At 52.9% G+C, this 16,608-nt stretch carries 15 protein-coding genes and 1 pseudogene; 11 read left to right on the plus strand and 5 right to left on the minus strand.

Going from position 1 to position 16,608, the window contains the following annotated elements:
* Positions 1-228, plus strand: a pseudogene (locus tag Q4A85_RS11880) (hypothetical protein); the annotation flags it as partial.
* Between the two features lie 40 nt (positions 229-268).
* Entirely contained in the window at positions 269-2,320 is a 2,052-nt protein-coding gene (locus Q4A85_RS11885) for an ATP-binding protein (RefSeq protein ID WP_303110634.1), read from the plus strand.
* A gap of 42 nt (positions 2,321-2,362) precedes the next feature.
* Here Q4A85_RS11885 and Q4A85_RS11890 read toward each other — a convergent pair whose 3' ends face one another.
* From Q4A85_RS11890 to Q4A85_RS11900, 3 genes are all read right to left on the minus strand, one after another.
* On the minus strand, positions 2,363-2,509 hold the full coding sequence (locus tag Q4A85_RS11890) for a hypothetical protein (protein WP_303110636.1): 147 nt from the start codon (positions 2,507-2,509) through the stop codon (positions 2,363-2,365).
* Between the two features lie 104 nt (positions 2,510-2,613).
* Positions 2,614-4,443 (minus strand): phosphogluconate dehydratase, encoded by a 1,830-nt coding sequence (gene edd, locus Q4A85_RS11895; RefSeq protein WP_303110637.1) that lies wholly within the window; start codon positions 4,441-4,443, stop codon positions 2,614-2,616.
* 185 nt (positions 4,444-4,628) lie between these two features.
* A complete protein-coding gene (locus tag Q4A85_RS11900) occupies positions 4,629-4,766 on the minus strand; it encodes a hypothetical protein (RefSeq protein WP_303110639.1) in 138 nt (45 codons plus the stop codon).
* 28 nt (positions 4,767-4,794) lie between these two features.
* On the opposite strand from Q4A85_RS11900, the gene zwf reads away from it, so the two are divergent.
* Positions 4,795-6,231, plus strand: coding sequence for a glucose-6-phosphate dehydrogenase (gene zwf, locus Q4A85_RS11905; RefSeq protein WP_303110641.1), 1,437 nt, complete (start codon positions 4,795-4,797; stop codon positions 6,229-6,231).
* Between the two features lie 80 nt (positions 6,232-6,311).
* On the opposite strand, the gene Q4A85_RS11910 is transcribed toward zwf, so the two are convergent.
* The gene (locus Q4A85_RS11910) at positions 6,312-7,253 is read right to left on the minus strand and encodes a PhnD/SsuA/transferrin family substrate-binding protein (protein WP_303110642.1); all 942 of its coding nucleotides are present in this window, start codon (positions 7,251-7,253) and stop codon (positions 6,312-6,314) included.
* Positions 7,254-7,823: 570 nt separating this feature from the next.
* Between Q4A85_RS11910 and lysS the strand changes: the two genes are divergently transcribed.
* From lysS to Q4A85_RS11950, 8 genes are all read left to right on the plus strand, one after another.
* Positions 7,824-9,335 (plus strand): lysine--tRNA ligase, encoded by a 1,512-nt coding sequence (lysS, locus tag Q4A85_RS11915; RefSeq protein ID WP_303110644.1) that lies wholly within the window; start codon positions 7,824-7,826, stop codon positions 9,333-9,335.
* A 199-nt stretch (positions 9,336-9,534) separates the two neighbouring features.
* Positions 9,535-9,966, plus strand: coding sequence for a DciA family protein (locus Q4A85_RS11920; RefSeq protein ID WP_303110645.1), 432 nt, complete (start codon positions 9,535-9,537; stop codon positions 9,964-9,966).
* Between the two features lie 126 nt (positions 9,967-10,092).
* Positions 10,093-10,734 carry an azurin gene (gene azu, locus Q4A85_RS11925; RefSeq protein WP_303110646.1) on the plus strand — a complete coding sequence of 214 codons (642 nt, stop codon included), beginning with the start codon at positions 10,093-10,095 and terminating at the stop codon, positions 10,732-10,734.
* 68 nt (positions 10,735-10,802) lie between these two features.
* A complete protein-coding gene (waaA, locus tag Q4A85_RS11930; RefSeq protein WP_303110656.1) occupies positions 10,803-12,080 on the plus strand; it encodes a lipid IV(A) 3-deoxy-D-manno-octulosonic acid transferase in 1,278 nt (425 codons plus the stop codon).
* 145 nt (positions 12,081-12,225) lie between these two features.
* Complete coding sequence (gene rpsL, locus Q4A85_RS11935; RefSeq protein ID WP_002218431.1) at positions 12,226-12,597, plus strand: 30S ribosomal protein S12; 372 nt, start codon at positions 12,226-12,228, stop codon at positions 12,595-12,597.
* Between the two features lie 110 nt (positions 12,598-12,707).
* A complete protein-coding gene (gene rpsG, locus Q4A85_RS11940) occupies positions 12,708-13,181 on the plus strand; it encodes a 30S ribosomal protein S7 (RefSeq protein WP_303110648.1) in 474 nt (157 codons plus the stop codon).
* Positions 13,182-13,199: 18 nt separating this feature from the next.
* Complete coding sequence (gene fusA / locus Q4A85_RS11945) at positions 13,200-15,302, plus strand: elongation factor G (protein WP_303110650.1); 2,103 nt, start codon at positions 13,200-13,202, stop codon at positions 15,300-15,302.
* Positions 15,303-15,538: 236 nt separating this feature from the next.
* A complete protein-coding gene (locus Q4A85_RS11950) occupies positions 15,539-15,712 on the plus strand; it encodes a hypothetical protein (protein WP_303110652.1) in 174 nt (57 codons plus the stop codon).
* Between the two features lie 45 nt (positions 15,713-15,757).
* Here Q4A85_RS11950 and Q4A85_RS11955 read toward each other — a convergent pair whose 3' ends face one another.
* Positions 15,758-16,447, minus strand: a complete 690-nt coding sequence (locus Q4A85_RS11955) for a hypothetical protein (protein WP_303110654.1) — start codon at positions 16,445-16,447, stop codon at positions 15,758-15,760.
* Positions 16,448-16,608 lie beyond the last annotated feature (161 nt).

Consider the following 16,608-nt stretch of genomic DNA (forward strand, 5'->3'; position numbering starts at 1 on the left):
GCAGGTTCACACTTTGGCGAAGCAAAGAAAGTAAGTCGCCCGCGCCGCGATAAGGTGCAAAGGTCAATCCATCACAAATATCAAACGAAGCACAGCAAACCCCATTTTCAGGCTGCCACACCCCGAATAGGCAGCCTGAAAAAACAAAACCATTTCCTACCAAATAAATCACCTTTCAGCCAGCCAACACCCCACAATCCCCCAGCCCAACCCGCAAACTCGCTATAATCCCCCATTCTCCAACCGCATCCCAACCGCAAACAAAAATATGCAAAACAACACACTCAACACCCTATTCCAACAATGGGCATGGGACATTCTCTACCCCCTAGACGGGCAAAACCAATTCATCGGCAGCGACGGCTTTGAACGCAGCGAAATCGCCCGACTCATCGGCGCAGAAGACTGGTTCAACGAAGAAAACCCCTACGAAGCCGCCACCGCGCGCCGCCAGCTCAAAGCCGCCTACGAAGCATGGCAACAGCAACACGATTTTGAACACATCTGGCAAACCAGCCTGCCCGAAATCCTGCGACACAACCTTGCCCAATGGCAAGAAATGAGCCACTTCAACGAAACCGAAATCCGCCTGCTCGCCTTCGGCATCCTGCTGCACAGCCAAGCCACCCTATCGCGCCTATGCAGCCTGTTGGGCGATTTAGACGACAATGCCTGCTGCGAAGCACTCGCCCAACTCCTGCGGCAGCCTGAAAACCAAATCACCGCCGCCCTATCGCCCAAAGCCCCGCTCGCCAGCATCGGGCTCATGCAGCTAGACCGCAACGACGAGTATTACATGAAAAGCAAAATAGACCTGCTCTCGCGCCGTTTTGCCGACCTAATGCTCAACGCCCCCACCACCCCCACCGAAATCCTAAAAAAACACATACTCCCCGCCCCGCAAACCCAGCTCACGCTAGACGACTTCGCCCATCTAGGCGTGCTCGCCACCGCCGCACAAGCCTATTTAAAACACATCTTTGCTCACCACCTTTCAGGCTGCAACATCCTTATCCACGGCGTAGCAGGCACAGGCAAAACCGAATTTAGCCGCGTACTCGCCAGCACATTGGGCGTAGAGCTATACGAAATCTCATGGGCAAACGAAGACGACCGCCCCGCCGACCGAAACGACCGCATGAACGCCCTACGCATGGCGCAAAACATCCTAGCAGGGCAAAACACCATGCTCATGTTTGACGAAGTAGAAGACCTATTTGACCGCGGGCAACACGATTTCAGCCTAAACAAAGCATGGCTCAACCGCTTTTTAGAAAACAACCGCGTACCCACCATCTGGATAGGCAACAACGTAGAACTCATCGACCCATCCGCCGTGCGCCGCTTTGACATCGTCATAGAAATGAAAGCCCCGCCCGTAGCCCGCCGCGCCGAAATCATCGCCAGCTACACCCACGACTTTATGGACAAAGCCCAAATCCGCAGCCTAGCCGAACACGAAGCCCTTGTCCCCGCCGTGCTCAAACAAGCCCACAAAGTAACCCAAGCCGCCAGCCAAGACTGGCAGCCTGAAAAACGCAGCGAACTCTTCCAAAAACTGCTGCACAACACCCTAAAAGCCCAAGGCAACTACCACGCGCTCAAAAAAACCACCAAGCTGCCCGAAGTGTATAGCCTAGACTACCTAAACACATCGCGCGACCTACACCAGCTCGCCCAAGGCATCATCGCCGCAGAGCGCGGCACGCTATGCCTATACGGCGCAGCAGGTACAGGCAAAAGCGCATATGCCGCATGGCTCGCCGAACAAGCAGGCAAACAGCTTATCTACAAACGCAGCTCCGATTTGCTTTCCAAATACGTCGGCGAAACCGAGCAACTCATTGCCCAAGCCTTTGCCGAAGCCGAAGAAAACCAAGCCATACTCGTGTTTGACGAAGTGGACAGCTTCTTGCAAGACAGGCGCGGCGCAAACCAAAGCTGGGAAATCACTCAAGTCAACGAAATGCTCACCCAAATGGAAGCCTACCAAGGCATCTTCATCGCCACCACCAACCTAATGCGCAACCTAGACCAAGCCGCCCTGCGCCGCTTTGACTTCAAACTAGAATTTCTGCCCCTGCGCCCCGACCAAGCATGGAAGCTATTTCAAGCCCACTGCGCCCAACTTAGCTTGCCCTGCCCCGATGAGCTGCGCAGCGAAGTCGCCCGCATCAAACAACTGGTGGCCGGCGATTTTGCCGTCGCCATCAAACAAGCACGCATCACCCCATTTGCCGATGCCCCTGCCCTGCTCGCCAGCTTGCAACTGGAATGCAGCCTGAAAGAAGGCGGCAAGGGGGCGATGGGGTTTGTGTGAAAACAAGGCAGCCTGAAACCCCAAAGCAGCCTGAAAACTGGTTTAAATGCACGTTTTGGCTTTGCTTGTTTTGGCTTCGCTGAAATGCGCTTTGCTCGTTTTCAGGCTGCCTTGCTTTATTCCACCAGCCGTAGGGTGTGCAGCTTTGCTGCGCACGCGGTTGGCAAACAGCCCCAATCCCGTAAACAAAAAACAGCACCGTACTCAAACGTAAAGGCAGCCTGAAAACGTAAAATCCCGTTTTCAGGCTGCCTTTATCTTGTTCTCAACACCTGCGCCTTATCCCACCCCCATCACGCAAAATCCCCGCCAAAGCTCATTGCCCCTGTTTCCGCGCTGCTGGTTTGGGCGCGAAAGCCAGCAAACAATTCGCGCCCAATGCCGTGTGTGTTTTTGCTTAAATCGGGCGTGGGGATTTCCCGCGCGTGCCATTCGGCTTCGTTTACCAGCACATTCAATTCGCCTGTTTTGGCGTTGAAGCGAATCATGTCGCCCGTGCGGATTTTGCCGATGTTGCCGCCCATCAGGGCTTCGGGCGACATATGAATTGCGGCGGGCACTTTGCCTGATGCGCCCGACATCCGCCCATCGGTAACCAACGCCACTTTAAAGCCGCGGTCTAGCAAAATCGCCAGCGGCGGGGTGAGCTTGTGCAGCTCGGGCATGCCCATTGCCCGCGCGCCTTGAAAGCGCACCACGCAGACAAAATCGCGCTCCAATTCGCCGCGTTCAAACGCTGCCAACACTTCGCGCTGGTCGTTGAACACGATGGCAGGGGCTTCTATTTCAAAATGCTCGGGCTTCATGGCAGACACTTTAATCACGCTGCGCCCCACGTTGCCGCGCATCAGACGCAGGCCGCCATCGGGCGAAAACGGCTCGGCAACGGTGCGCAAAATCGCGGTGTCGCGGCTTTCGGCAACCGCATCGCGCCATTGCAACTTGCCGTCAATCAAAAACGGCTCTTGCGTGTACGCCGCCATGCCATGCCCAACCACGGTGTCCACATCGTCATGCAGCAAGCCCGCATCACGCAATTCGCGTATCACAAACGGCAAGCCGCCCGCCGCCGCAAAGTGGTTCACATCCGCCTGCCCGTTGGGATACACGCGAATCAGCAGCGGGATGATGGATGAGATTTCGTCAAAATCATCCCAATTCAAAATCACGCCCGCTGCCCGCGCCATCGCCACCAAGTGCATGGTGTGGTTGGTGGAGCCGCCTGTTGCCATCAAGCCTATCATGGCGTTGATAAACGATTTTTCGCTCAACATTTCGCCCAGCGGTTTCAGGCTGCCTGATTGAATGCCCTGCACCATGTGCGCGCCCGCGTGGCGGGTTAGGGCTTCGCGCATCGGCGTGTAGGGGTTGAAAAACGCGGCGGCGGGCAGATGCACGCCCATCAATTCCATCATCATTTGGTTGGAGTTGGCCGTGCCGTAAAAGGTGCACGTGCCCGCGCTGTGATACGAGCCCAGCTCGCTTGCCAACAAGGCATCACGCCCTACTTTGCCTTCGGCAAAAAGCTGGCGCGTGCGGGCTTTTTCTTTGTTGCTGATGCCGCTTTCCATCGGGCCGGCGGGCACAAAAATGGCGGGCAAATGTCCGCACGACAATGCGCCTATCATCAAGCCTGGTACGATTTTGTCGCACACGCCAAACAGCAACGCGCCATCAAACATTTGATGCGACAGCCCAACGGCGGTGCTCATGGCAATCACATCGCGCGAAAACAGCGACAATTCCATGCCTTCGTAGCCCTGCGTGATGCCATCGCACATCGCGGGCGTGCCTCCCGCCACTTGCGCGGTTGCGCCGTATTTTTGCACTTCGTCTTTAATCCAATCGGGAAAATCTTTAAACGGCTGGTGCGCCGACACCATGTCGTTATACGCGCTAATCATGCCGATGTTGGGCACATTGGGCTGCTGCATTTGGATTTGGATGGTTTTGGGCATGGCGGCATAGCCGTGCGCCAAGTTGGAGCAGCCAAGCTGGTCGCGCTGCACTTTGCCTTGTTTGACATATTGGCGAATCCGCGCCAAATAGGCGGTGCGCGTGGAGCGGCTGCGGTCAATGATGCGCTGGGTGATGGCAGCGAGTTTGGGATGGAGAGTGGTCATGGTTGGTGTCTTTCTGGTTTATTTGTCTGGATGGTTATTGTAGTTTGATTACAAAATGACGTTGCGTGATGGCTACTACGCGGGGCGAGATTATACCGAAAAGTTGTCAAAATGGCTGTTTTAAATCAATTTTTGCGCAGCGTTTGCATAGACAAAAATTGCGCCAACGTGTAGGATTGCTACGATCATAGGCGGCTTATGTAGCGCAGCGAAGTTGCGAAGCTAAAAGCGGTAAACACGATTTTCAGGCTGCCTATCGCGGCGGAAAACGCCCATTCAGGCAGCCTGAAAACGCGCAAATCTTTTATAATGGCGCAATCCATCGTCCCCCCATTCAACAAGGAATCCACTATGTCTCAAACCAATTTTGATATGGTTATCTTCGGCGCAACAGGCGATTTATCCATGCGCAAGCTGTTGCCCAGCTTGTATCAAGCGCACGCGGCGGGCTTGTTGCACCCGCAAGGGCGCATTTTGGGCGTATCGCGCAGCCAGTTTGACACCGCGCAGTTTTTAGCCAAAGTGGAAACCGACAGCAAAATCCACATCAAACACAATTTCAGCGACGCGCTGTGGGCATCGTTTATCGCGCGGATTGAATATCTGCCACTCAATGTAACCGAGCCTGAACACTTCACCCGATTAAGCGCAGCCGTTAAAGCGCGAAAAGCAACGGATAACGTGATTATCTATCTTTCCACCGCGCCCAAATTTTTCGCCCCCGCCTGCGAAAACCTTGCTGCCGTGGGGCTGAATGCGGATAACGTGCGCATTGTGCTGGAAAAACCGCTGGGCACAGATTTGGCTTCATCGCAAGCCATCAATGCCGATGTGGCGCGGTTTTTCAAAGAAGAACAGGTGTACCGCATTGACCACTATCTAGGCAAAGAAAGCCTGCAAAACGTGTTGCCGCTGCGCTTTGGCAATGCGTTTTTAGAACCGATTTGGCACAAGGATTTTGTGCAATCGGTGCAAATCACCATCGCCGAGCAGCTGGGCGTGGAAGAGCGCGGCGAGTTCTACGACATCACAGGCGCGTTGCGCGATATGGTGCAAAACCATTTGATGCAAATGCTGTGCTTTGTGGCGATGGAACGCCCCCAATCGCTGGGCGCGGACGATGTGCGCGATGAGAAGCTAAAAGTGGTTGCCGCGCTCAAACCCATGACTTCGGCGGATGTGGATAAAAACGTAGTCCGTGCCCAATACACTGCATCAGGCAGCCTGAAAGGCTATTTGCAAGAGCATAACGTGCCCGCCGACAGCCGCACGGAAACCTATGTTGCCATCCGCGCCGAAGTGGGCACACCGCGCTGGCAAGGCGTGCCGTTTTACCTGCGCACAGGCAAACGCATGGCGGCACGCAGCGCGCAAATTGTGCTGAACTTTAAGCCCGATGCGGGCAGCTTGTTTGGCCATCACGCCAACCGCCTAATCATCAGCTTGCAGCCCGATGAAACCGTGTCGCTCAAATGGTGGGTGAAGCAAGTGGGCAGCGGCTTGGATGTTGCCCCCGCCGAAATGGTGCTAGACATGGGCAAGGCGGTGGACGGTCGCCGCGCCGAAGCGTATGAATTGCTGCTGCGCGAAGTGATTGACGGGCGATTGGCTCTGTTTAACCGCCGCGATGAATTGGAAAAGGCTTGGGAATGGGTGATGCCGATTTTGGATAACTGGGCGACTTCGCCCATTGCGCCGCACGGCTACGCGGCAAATAGCTGGGGACCCGAAGCGGCACGGGAACTGTTGGCACGGGATGGGAATGCGTGGGTGGAAGAGCAGGGGTGATTGGGGATTGGGATGGTTGGAATGAACAGGCAGCCTGAAAAAAGGGCAGACAATCGCCCACCCTTGTGCATCATTGCACCTTAACCGTTTTCAGGCTGCTGTTCTGTTTCCGCTGTTTCTACTGTTGGTGCGGCTTCTGCGGTCTCTATGGTTTCCGTTTCTTCCGCCGCCACCGTTTCCACAGTCTCCACCGCTTCTTGCGCAACAGGCATTTCTTGCGCGGTAACGGCTTCCGTCTCCGTTTCAACAGCAGCAGCTTCCTTCTCAACTACTACCGTCTCGGCTTCGGCTTCCCCCACTGCTTCCTCCGCGCCATCATCCGTAACCCCCAACGCCACAAACCCTTTCGCCATGCCCAAATCTTCCAGCGTCATTTTGTTTACAGGCGATTGCACCATGTTGACCAACACTTCGCGCAGCTTATCCGCCTGCTCGGCAAAATCGGGATGCAGCAGCATGGTGTGCCCAAAGCTGTCAAACTGGGTTTCAAACAGGATTTTCAGGCTGCCTTGGGTGCTGGCGTTCAAGCTGCGAAACGAGCTGGCAAGGAACAGCCCAATCTCGGCTTCGTTTGCCATCAGCCGCCGCGCCAGCTCGGTAAACGTGCGCGTTGGCAGCCATTGCACCGAATCCGCCGTTATCGCCGTGCCTTGCAACACGTCCAAGCCAATGCGCCCCATATCGCGGTTAGCGGTTATCAACACGCGGCTATCGGCGGGCAAATCGCTCAACGCTGCCAACGCGCTTTGCGCATTCGCCACCACCAACACTTGGTCGCTGGGCAAATTGGGCTTGGCAAGCGCGATGTAGCCCTTTTCGCGCATCAGGCTGCCCGCGTCAAACGGGTTAGCATACACCAGCGCAATCGTTTCGCTGTCTATCAAATCGTTTTGCTCGCGGTAGCCTGCGGGCATTTGCAAATGGATGGTGGTGTCCAACGCGCGTTGCAGTTGCGTGTTAAACATATGCCAGTTGGCAAAAAATTCGGGGGGAAAATCGGGGGCAATCAATAGGCTGAACATGGGTAAAGCAATCCTTTTTGGGTTATTTGTAGTGAATGATTACTAGGATAATGGCGTTCACGCGCACTATATTTGTTTGAAATTTACTCACTACATCAATACGTTCACAATCATTCTAACATCTTTACAATATACAAAGTACTCTATTTAGAACCTGTATTCCCTATTTTCATAGGCATCTTTAATGCCCTAAAAACGCGGCTACCGCGTTAAAAATGCGCACAAGGTGTTCAACCTTGCTGTGCTTTTTGCCTTGTATCCGCGCTTTTACGCCATCAAATCTGCCTATGCAAATAATGAATACAGGTTCTTAAACCAAACATCGCCCCGCCTGAAATACGCCATTTTCTATGAATACCTATTTTCAGGCTGCCTATAACCCACCCCAAAAGGCAGCCTGAAATGCTGTTTGGCGATTTTCAGGCTGCCTTTAAATCATCAAATAGGCAGCCGGAAAACAAAATCTAACCCTTTATCAAATCATTTATCAAAAATGTAAATCCGCGTAAAATGCCACGCTTTATGCCAGTTTAGGCAGCCTGAAAATCTGTTTATTTTGAAAGAACCCTTATGACCGAACAACAACACCAACCCGAAGAAATCCAACTAGACGAAAACCAAATCATCGCCCTGCGCCGCGAAAAACTGCACACCATTCGCCAGCAACGCATCGCCTATCCCAACGACTTCCGCCGCGATGCCTTTGCCGCCGACTTGCACGCCCAATACGGCAACATCAGCAAAGAAGAGCTAGACCCGCAAGAAATCCCCGTCAAAATTGCAGGGCGCATGATGCTCAAACGCCAAATGGGCAAAGCCAGCTTCGCCACCGTGCAAGACGTAAGCGGGCAAATCCAGCTTTATCTCAACAACAAAGGCGTGAGCCAAGAAACGCTCGACGACTTCAACCATTGGGACATGGGCGACATCATCGGCGCAGAAGGCGTGCTGTTCAAAACCAACCACGGCGAGCTCACCGTGCGCGTGTCCAATATTCGCCTGCTCGCCAAATCGCTGCGCCCGCTGCCCGACAAACACAAAGGTTTGAGCGACCAAGAAACCAAATATCGCCAACGCTATGTGGATTTAATCGCCAACCCCGATAGCCGCGACGTGTTCATCAAACGCAGCCAAATCGTGCAAGCCGTGCGCAGCTATATGGTGAGCGAGCAATATTTGGAAGTGGAAACGCCGATGATGCACCCCATTCCAGGCGGCGCGGCAGCCAAACCGTTTGTTACCCACCACAACGCGCTGGATATGCCGCTTTACTTGCGGATTGCGCCCGAGTTGTATTTAAAACGCTTGGTCGTGGGCGGCTTGGAGCGTGTGTTTGAAATCAACCGCAACTTCCGCAACGAAGGCATGTCGGTGCGCCACAACCCCGAGTTCACCATGATGGAATTTTACGAAGCATTTAGCGATTACGAACGCATGATGCAAATGACCGAAGGCGTGATTCGCGCCGCATCGCGGGCGGTAAACGGCACGGCAAAAATCCAATACAACGGCAAAGAAGTGGACTTGGAAAGCCCGTTTGAGCGATTAACCATTGTGGGCGCGATTAAAAAATTTAACCCGCACTACACCGATGAACAGCTTAACGATGCCGAATGGCTGAAAAAAGAAATCGTGAAACACGGCGAAGATTTGCCCCACGCCAGCGGCTTGGGCAGCCTGCAACTGGCGTTGTTTGAAGGCTGCGCCGAAAGCAAGCTGTGGAATCCCACCTTTATTGTGGACTACCCCGTGGAAGTGTCGCCGCTTGCCCGCGTATCGGACACCAAAGCAGGCTTAACCGAGCGGTTTGAATTGTTTGTCGTGGGGCGTGAGCTGGCAAACGGCTATTCCGAGTTGAACGACCCCGAAGACCAAGCCGCGCGTTTCAAATCGCAAGTGGCGCAAAAAGACGCGGGCGACGATGAAGCCATGCACTACGATGCCGACTATATCCGCGCAATGGAATACGGCCTGCCCCCCACAGGCGGCTGCGGCATCGGCATCGACCGCTTGGTGATGCTGCTGACCAACGCGCAAACGATTCGCGATGTGGTGCTGTTCCCGCAGATGCGACCTGAATGATGATTTGAGATAAGAAGGCAGCCTGAAAGCGAGTTTACGAGCTTCTGCGAAGCTAAAATGGAATGGAGCGTTTTCAGGCTGCTTTTTGAATAGAAAGATTAGGCAGCCTGAAAACCCTGTTTTTGAATTTCAGGCTGCCTAAACCCAAAAAAATCCCCCCATAGGCAGCCTGAAACCCCCGCTGCAACAAAACCAAACCATGCAATTCACCCCCCTAATCCCCGCCCATTCCCCCCTAGCCAACCTTTTGCAACGCTCGCGCTATTGGCAGCAACTGGACACCGCCATCAAACGCCTGCTGCCCCCCAATCTGCATCCCCATTTTCGCGTCGCCTGCATTGACGAAAACGCGCTGATTATCCACGTTAGCGCACCGATGGCGGCCACTCGGCTCAAAATGCTGCTGCCCAATCTGCTGCCCCAATTGCAAGAGCTTGACCCCAGCATCGTCCGCGTCCAAATCAAAACGCGCCCCACCAATCCCGAAGCCCCAAAAAACAAAAATTTTCACCTAAGCGAACGCGCGCTTAACAGCTTTGAGCAAACCGCCGAAAAAGTTGCCCACCACCCCAAACTCGCCGCCGCATTGCAAAAACTGGTCAAAAACAACCGCCAGACTAACAATAATTAACAAAAAACTTGATTTACATCAAAAAAAATCCCATTGACTGGGGGCATAATCGCCCCCTTGTTAAACGCAAGTTTGTTCTAAATCAAAAAACAAACTTAATCATCAAACTTAAAGGGAAGACTCATTATGAAAATTTATCTAGGTCTCATCGCAGCCGCCGCATTAACTTTAACCGCTTGTGGCGATAACAAACCCGCGCAACCTGCTGAGCAAGCCGCTTCTACTGCTGTTGCCGCATCTGAAACTGTCGCTTCTACACCTGCTGCATCCGAAGCTGCTTCTGCCCCTGCTGCATCCGAAGCCGCTCCTGCCGCGGCATCCGAAGCTGCACCTGCTGCCGCTTCCCCTGCTGCTGATGCACCTGCCGCTGCTGCGGGCGGCGAATGCGAAGCCGTTATCGTAAGCGATGACGCAATGAAATTTGACCCCAAAGAAATCCAAGTTAAATCAAGCTGCAAACAATACAAAATCACCCTGAAACACGAAGGCAAAATGCCTAAATCTGCTATGGGTCATAACGTTGTATTGTCTAAATCTGCCGACAAAGACGGCATATTGGCTGATGGTCAAACTGCTGGCGAAGCAAATAACTACGTTAAAGCTGGCGATGAACGCGTAGTCGCTCACACCAAATTGTTGAGCGGTGGCGAACAAGACAGCGTAACCTTTGACGTATCTAAACTGGCAAAAGGCGAAGCATACGAATACTACTGCTCATTCCCTGGCCACTACGCAACCATGAACGGCAAACTCACTTTGGTTGACTAATCATTTATACATTTTCAGGCTGCCTAACTTAAAATAGGCAGCCTGAATTTTTGTTTACCATATCCAAAATGCTGCTTCCCGCTCTCTACAACGCCCTTTGGTACATCGCCCCACCGCTTATCCGCCACTATCTGCGCCAACGCGCTCGCAAAAATCCCGCCTACCTAGAACATTGGAACGAACGCTTCGGCGAACCCCACCCCAGCCCCGTGCAACAGCCCATCTGGATACACGCCGTATCCGTGGGCGAAACCCGCGCCTCGCAACCGCTCATCGCCAAATTGCAACGCCGCTTCCCCAATGCCCCGCTGCTGCTCACCCAAATGACTCCCACAGGACGCGCTACCGCCACCCAACTCTATCCGCAAGCGCAATGTCGCTATCTGCCCTACGACCGCCGCGATTGGGTAGCACAATTTTTGCGCGAACATCGCCCCCAATTTGGCGTGCTAATGGAAACCGAACTGTGGATAAACCTGATTTCAGGCTGCCACAACCACCGCATCCCACTGTTTCTCGCCAACGCCCGCCTATCCGAAAAATCCCAACGCAGCTACCAAAAAATCCCCAGCCTTATCCGCCCCGCTCTGCGCCAACTTGCCGCCATCTGCGCCCAAACCCCAGCTGATGCGCAACGTCTGCAACAATTGGGCGCGCCTAACCCCATCGTTTGTGGCAACACCAAATACGACATCCCCATCCCGCCCGCATCGCGCGAACTTGCCGCCCAATTTCGTCAAAAAATCGGCAACCGCCGCGTGTTTGTCGCCGCCAGCTTGCGCGAAAAAGATGGGCAAGACGAAGCCGAACTCATCTTGAACGCATGGCAACCTCACGCCGATACCCTGCTCGTTATCATCCCGCGCCACCCCGAGCGTTTTCAGGCTGCCTACAACCTTGCCCAACAGAGTGGCTTTCAAACCCAAAAACGCAGCGACAACGCCCCCATCCGCCCCGATACCCAAGTTTGGATAGGCGACAGCATGGGCGAAATGTATGCCTATTTTCAGGCTGCCGACATCGTATTCATCGGCGGCAGCCTTGTTGATACAGGCTGTCAAAACATCATAGAACCGTTGCAATGTGGCAAGTCCGTGCTGTTTGGTTCGTCCATCTACAATTTTCAGGCTACCTGCCAAGAAGCCCTAGCCGCAGGCGTTGCCCAACAAATCCACAGCGCAGCCGAGCTTGTCCAAGCCGTAACCCAACAGCTTGCGCAGCCTGAAATCCACACCCAGCAAGCCGCCAACGCCACCGCCTATCTTGCCCAACACCAAGGCGCAAGCCAGCGCATCGCCGATGTGATTGAACAACATTTAAAAGCCAATCCATCCAAGGCAGCCTGAAAAACCATTTTCGCCCATTTCTCCAACCCCACTTTCAGGCTGCCTTAAAATCCCTTATTGACCAACATCTTGCAAAAACACTATAATGCTCGGCTTGCTGGCATGGTGCTAGCAAGTATTTTTTATTCAACAGGAAAAGAAAAATATGCCAACTATCAACCAATTAGTTCGCAAAGGTCGTCAAAAACCTGTTTATGTGAACAAAGTTCCCGCACTGGAAGCCTGCCCGCAAAAACGCGGCGTGTGCACCCGTGTTTACACCACAACCCCCAAAAAACCAAACTCAGCCTTGCGTAAAGTCTGCAAAGTGCGCCTAACCAACGGTTTTGAAGTGATTTCATACATCGGCGGTGAAGGTCATAACCTGCAAGAACACAGCGTAGTGCTGATTCGCGGCGGTCGTGTAAAAGACTTGCCCGGTGTGCGTTACCACACCGTTCGCGGTTCTTTGGATACCGCAGGCGTGAAAGACCGTAAACAAGCGCGTTCTAAATACGGTGCAAAACGCCCTAAATAATTTGTTAAACCACTGGCACGTCGGCAGCCTGAAAAAAAGCCGCCGAGTAAGTGAATGCCCCGCATGAGCATTCATGGGAATGCCCCAACTGAATAGACTAAGGAATTAAAATGCCAAGACGTAGAGAAGTCCCCAAGCGCGAGATTCTGCCTGACCCAAAATTCGGCAGCGTAGAATTGACCAAATTCATGAACGTATTGATGATTGACGGCAAAAAAGCTGTTGCCGAACGCATCGTATACGGCGCATTGGAACAAATTGCCAAAAAAGTACAAGGCAAAGAAGCAATTGAAGTGTTCAACGAAGCCATCAATAATGCCAAACCGCTTGTAGAAGTAAAAAGCCGCCGCGTAGGTGGTGCAAACTACCAAGTTCCTGTTGAAGTGCGTGCTTCACGCCGTTTGGCATTGGCAATGCGTTGGGTACGCGATGCCGCCCGCAAACGTGGCGAAAAATCCATGGATTTGCGCCTAGCAGGTGAATTGATTGACGCAGCCGAAGGTCGCGGCGGCGCAATGAAAAAACGTGAAGAAGTACACCGCATGGCAGAAGCCAACAAAGCGTTCTCTCACTTCCGTTTCTAATATTTAGAGGATAATAAAATGGCTCGTAAAACCCCTATTAACTTGTATCGCAACATCGGTATTTCTGCCCACATTGACGCGGGCAAAACCACCACCACCGAACGCATCTTGTTCTACACAGGCTTAACCCACAAACTAGGCGAAGTGCATGACGGCGCGGCAACAACCGACTGGATGGAACAAGAACAAGAACGCGGCATTACCATTACTTCTGCGGCGGTAACTTCATACTGGAAAGGTATGGCGAACCAGTTCCCAGAACACCGCTTCAACATCATTGATACCCCAGGGCACGTGGACTTTACCGTTGAAGTAGAACGTTCTATGCGTGTATTGGACGGCGCGGTAATGGTTTACTGCGCGGTGGGCTGCGTACAACCCCAATCCGAAACCGTATGGCGACAAGCCAATAAATACAAAGTGCCACGCTTGGCATTTGTGAACAAAATGGACCGCCAAGGTGCAAACTTCTTCCGCGTGGTGGAACAAATGAAAACCCGCTTGCGCGCTAACCCTGTGCCCATCGTGATTCCCGTGGGCGCAGAAGATGCGTTTGAAGGCGTGGTAGATTTGTTGAAAATGAAAACCATCATTTGGAACGAAGAAGACAAAGGCGTAACGTTTACTTACGGCGACATCCCTGCGGATTTGGTGGCTACTGCCGAAGAATGGCGACAAAACATGATTGAAGCCGCTGCCGAAGCCAGCGAAGAGCTGATGGACAAATATTTGGGCGGCGAAGAGCTGACCGAAGCAGAAATCATCGGCGCATTGCGTACCCGCACTTTGAACGGCGAAATTCAACCTATCTTGTGCGGTTCTGCGTTCAAAAACAAAGGTGTGCAACGTATGTTGGACGCGGTAGTAGAACTGCTGCCCGCACCTACCGACATTCCTCCTGTGGCAGGCGAATTGCCTAATGGCGACAAAGCCACACGCCAAGCCAGCGACGAAGAGAAATTCTCTGCGTTGGCATTCAAAATGATGAACGACAAATATGTGGGTAACTTAACCTTTATCCGCGTATATTCAGGCGTTTTGAAATCTGGCGATACGGTTGTCAACTCAGTAAAAGGCACACGCGAACGCATTGGTCGCTTGGTGCAAATGACGGCAAACGACCGCGATGAGATTGAAGAAGTGCGCGCAGGCGACATCGCTGCGGCTATCGGCTTGAAAGACGTTACCACAGGCGAAACTTTGTGCGCCGAAGATGCGCCCATTATTTTGGAACGCATGGAATTCCCTGAGCCCGTAATCCACGTTGCCGTTGAGCCAAAAACCAAAGCTGACCAAGAAAAAATGGGCATCGCTTTGAATCGTTTGGCAAAAGAAGACCCATCTTTCCGCGTGCGTACTGATGAAGAATCAGGTCAAACCATTATTTCTGGTATGGGCGAATTGCACTTGGAAATTATTGTGGACCGCATGAAACGCGAATTTGCAGTAGAAGCCAACATCGGTGCGCCCCAAGTGGCTTACCGTGAGACCATTCGCAAAGAAGTGGAAGCGGAATACAAACACGCCAAACAATCGGGCGGTAAAGGTCAATATGGCCACGTTGTCATCAAAATGGAACCGATGGAACCTGGTGGCGCAGGCTACGAATTTATCGACGAGATTAAAGGCGGCGTGATTCCACGCGAATTTATCCCATCTGTGGATAAAGGTATCCGCGACACCTTGCCAAACGGCGTGGTGGCAGGCTTCCCTGTGGTGGATGTGCGTATCCGCTTGGTATTCGGTTCTTATCACGATGTGGACTCTTCACAACTGGCATTTGAATTGGCGGCTTCACAAGCGTTTAAAGAAGGTATGCGCAAAGCATCGCCTGTGTTGCTTGAACCCATTATGGCGGTGGAAGTGGAAACGCCCGAAGACTACATGGGCGATGTGATGGGTGACTTGAACCGTCGTCGCGGCATCGTGTTGGGTATGGACGACGATGGCATTGGCGGCAAAAAAGTGCGCGCCGAAGTGCCTTTGGCTGAAATGTTTGGTTACTCAACTGACCTGCGTTCGGCTACCCAAGGTCGTGCTACCTACTCTATGGAGTTTGCGAAATACGCCGAAGCCCCTGCACACGTTGCTGCGGAAGTAACAGCAGCGCGTAAAGGCTAAAAGCTGTTTTCAGGCTGCCTTGGGTGATTAGGCAGCCTGAAAATATAAAATTCGGGTTTCTCTTTTTTTAAGAGAAACCCGAATTTTGGTAGTGTCCTAAAAAGTATGCTGCACTACTGTTCCTGCCCCCGCTGGCGGGAGAGAGAACAGATTGCGGAGTTTTTACCCAATACTGCTTGCTATCAACCATAATCAAGTCAGCCTACTTTTTAGGACACCACCAATGTTTCAATCATTTGTTTAACAAAGAAGCATTAAACAAAGGCAGCCTGAAAAGGGAGATTTCAGGCTGCCTTGATATTGCGACGAATGGTGGATGCTGCACGGGGTGCAGGGGCTTGCCCCTGCTCGTGGTAGGCGGCGAAACGCCTGCTCTGGCAAAAAATAAAGAACGCCAAAAGGCAGCCTGAAACGCCAAACAACGTTTTCAGGCTGCCTTTATTGTTGCCAACCACTTATTTCACAAACCGTGCATCGGCTTTAAACGGTGCGCTGCTGGTGGGTTTGGCGGTGTAGAAGCGGGCAAAGGGGCTGTCCATTTTGGTGTGAATGCGTTTGCCATCAATCACGGCTTCGGCTTCCAGTTTCACGCCGCCGCCGTTGGTGGCTTTGTGTGCCATGTCGGGCCATTCTAGCGCGCTGATTTTTAGGCGGGGCTGTTCTACTTGGGTGGATTCGCTCATCAGTTGTTTGCCCACAGGGCGGATTTTTTCATCGGGCAGATGCTCGGACGCGCCGCCGTTATCGTCCACCACGCCGATTTTGAGCAACTGCGCGTGGGCTAAATCCATTTTGCCTTTTACCACGGGAATGCCGACAAACAGCTTTACGCCACGGTGCACATAGGCTTTTTCGCGCCATTGGGTTTGCCCTTCTTTAGGCGGTTTGGTTTCGGCGGCTACGGAATAGGTGCGCCCCATAATCATGACTTTGTAGCCTGCGATTTTGCGCGCGCCTAAGCCATCCGTGATGTCATCCACCAACTCGGGGGCGGTGCCTTGGGCGTTGCCGAGCACGCGGGCGGAAGTTTCGGCGAGATAGGCGGGCGTGCCGTTGATGGTTAGGGTGTGTTCTTGGGCGAAATCGGCGGCGAATGTGCTGGCGGCGATGCCTGCGAACAGCAGGGCAAGGGCGGTTTTTTTCATGGGTTGGGTCTCCGTGTGTGAAAAAGAGTTAAGAAGTGTTACGAAAGGCGCATTATCTCGCAAATAATAGTTATTATCAAGTGGTGTGTTAGAACCTATATTCATTATGGGGCTGTCCTAGATAACTAGGATAAATTACTTCTTACCAATTGTTTTAAAAT

It is taken from the genome of Kingella sp. (in: b-proteobacteria), from assembly GCF_030527935.1.
Classification (GTDB): domain Bacteria; phylum Pseudomonadota; class Gammaproteobacteria; order Burkholderiales; family Neisseriaceae; genus Kingella_B.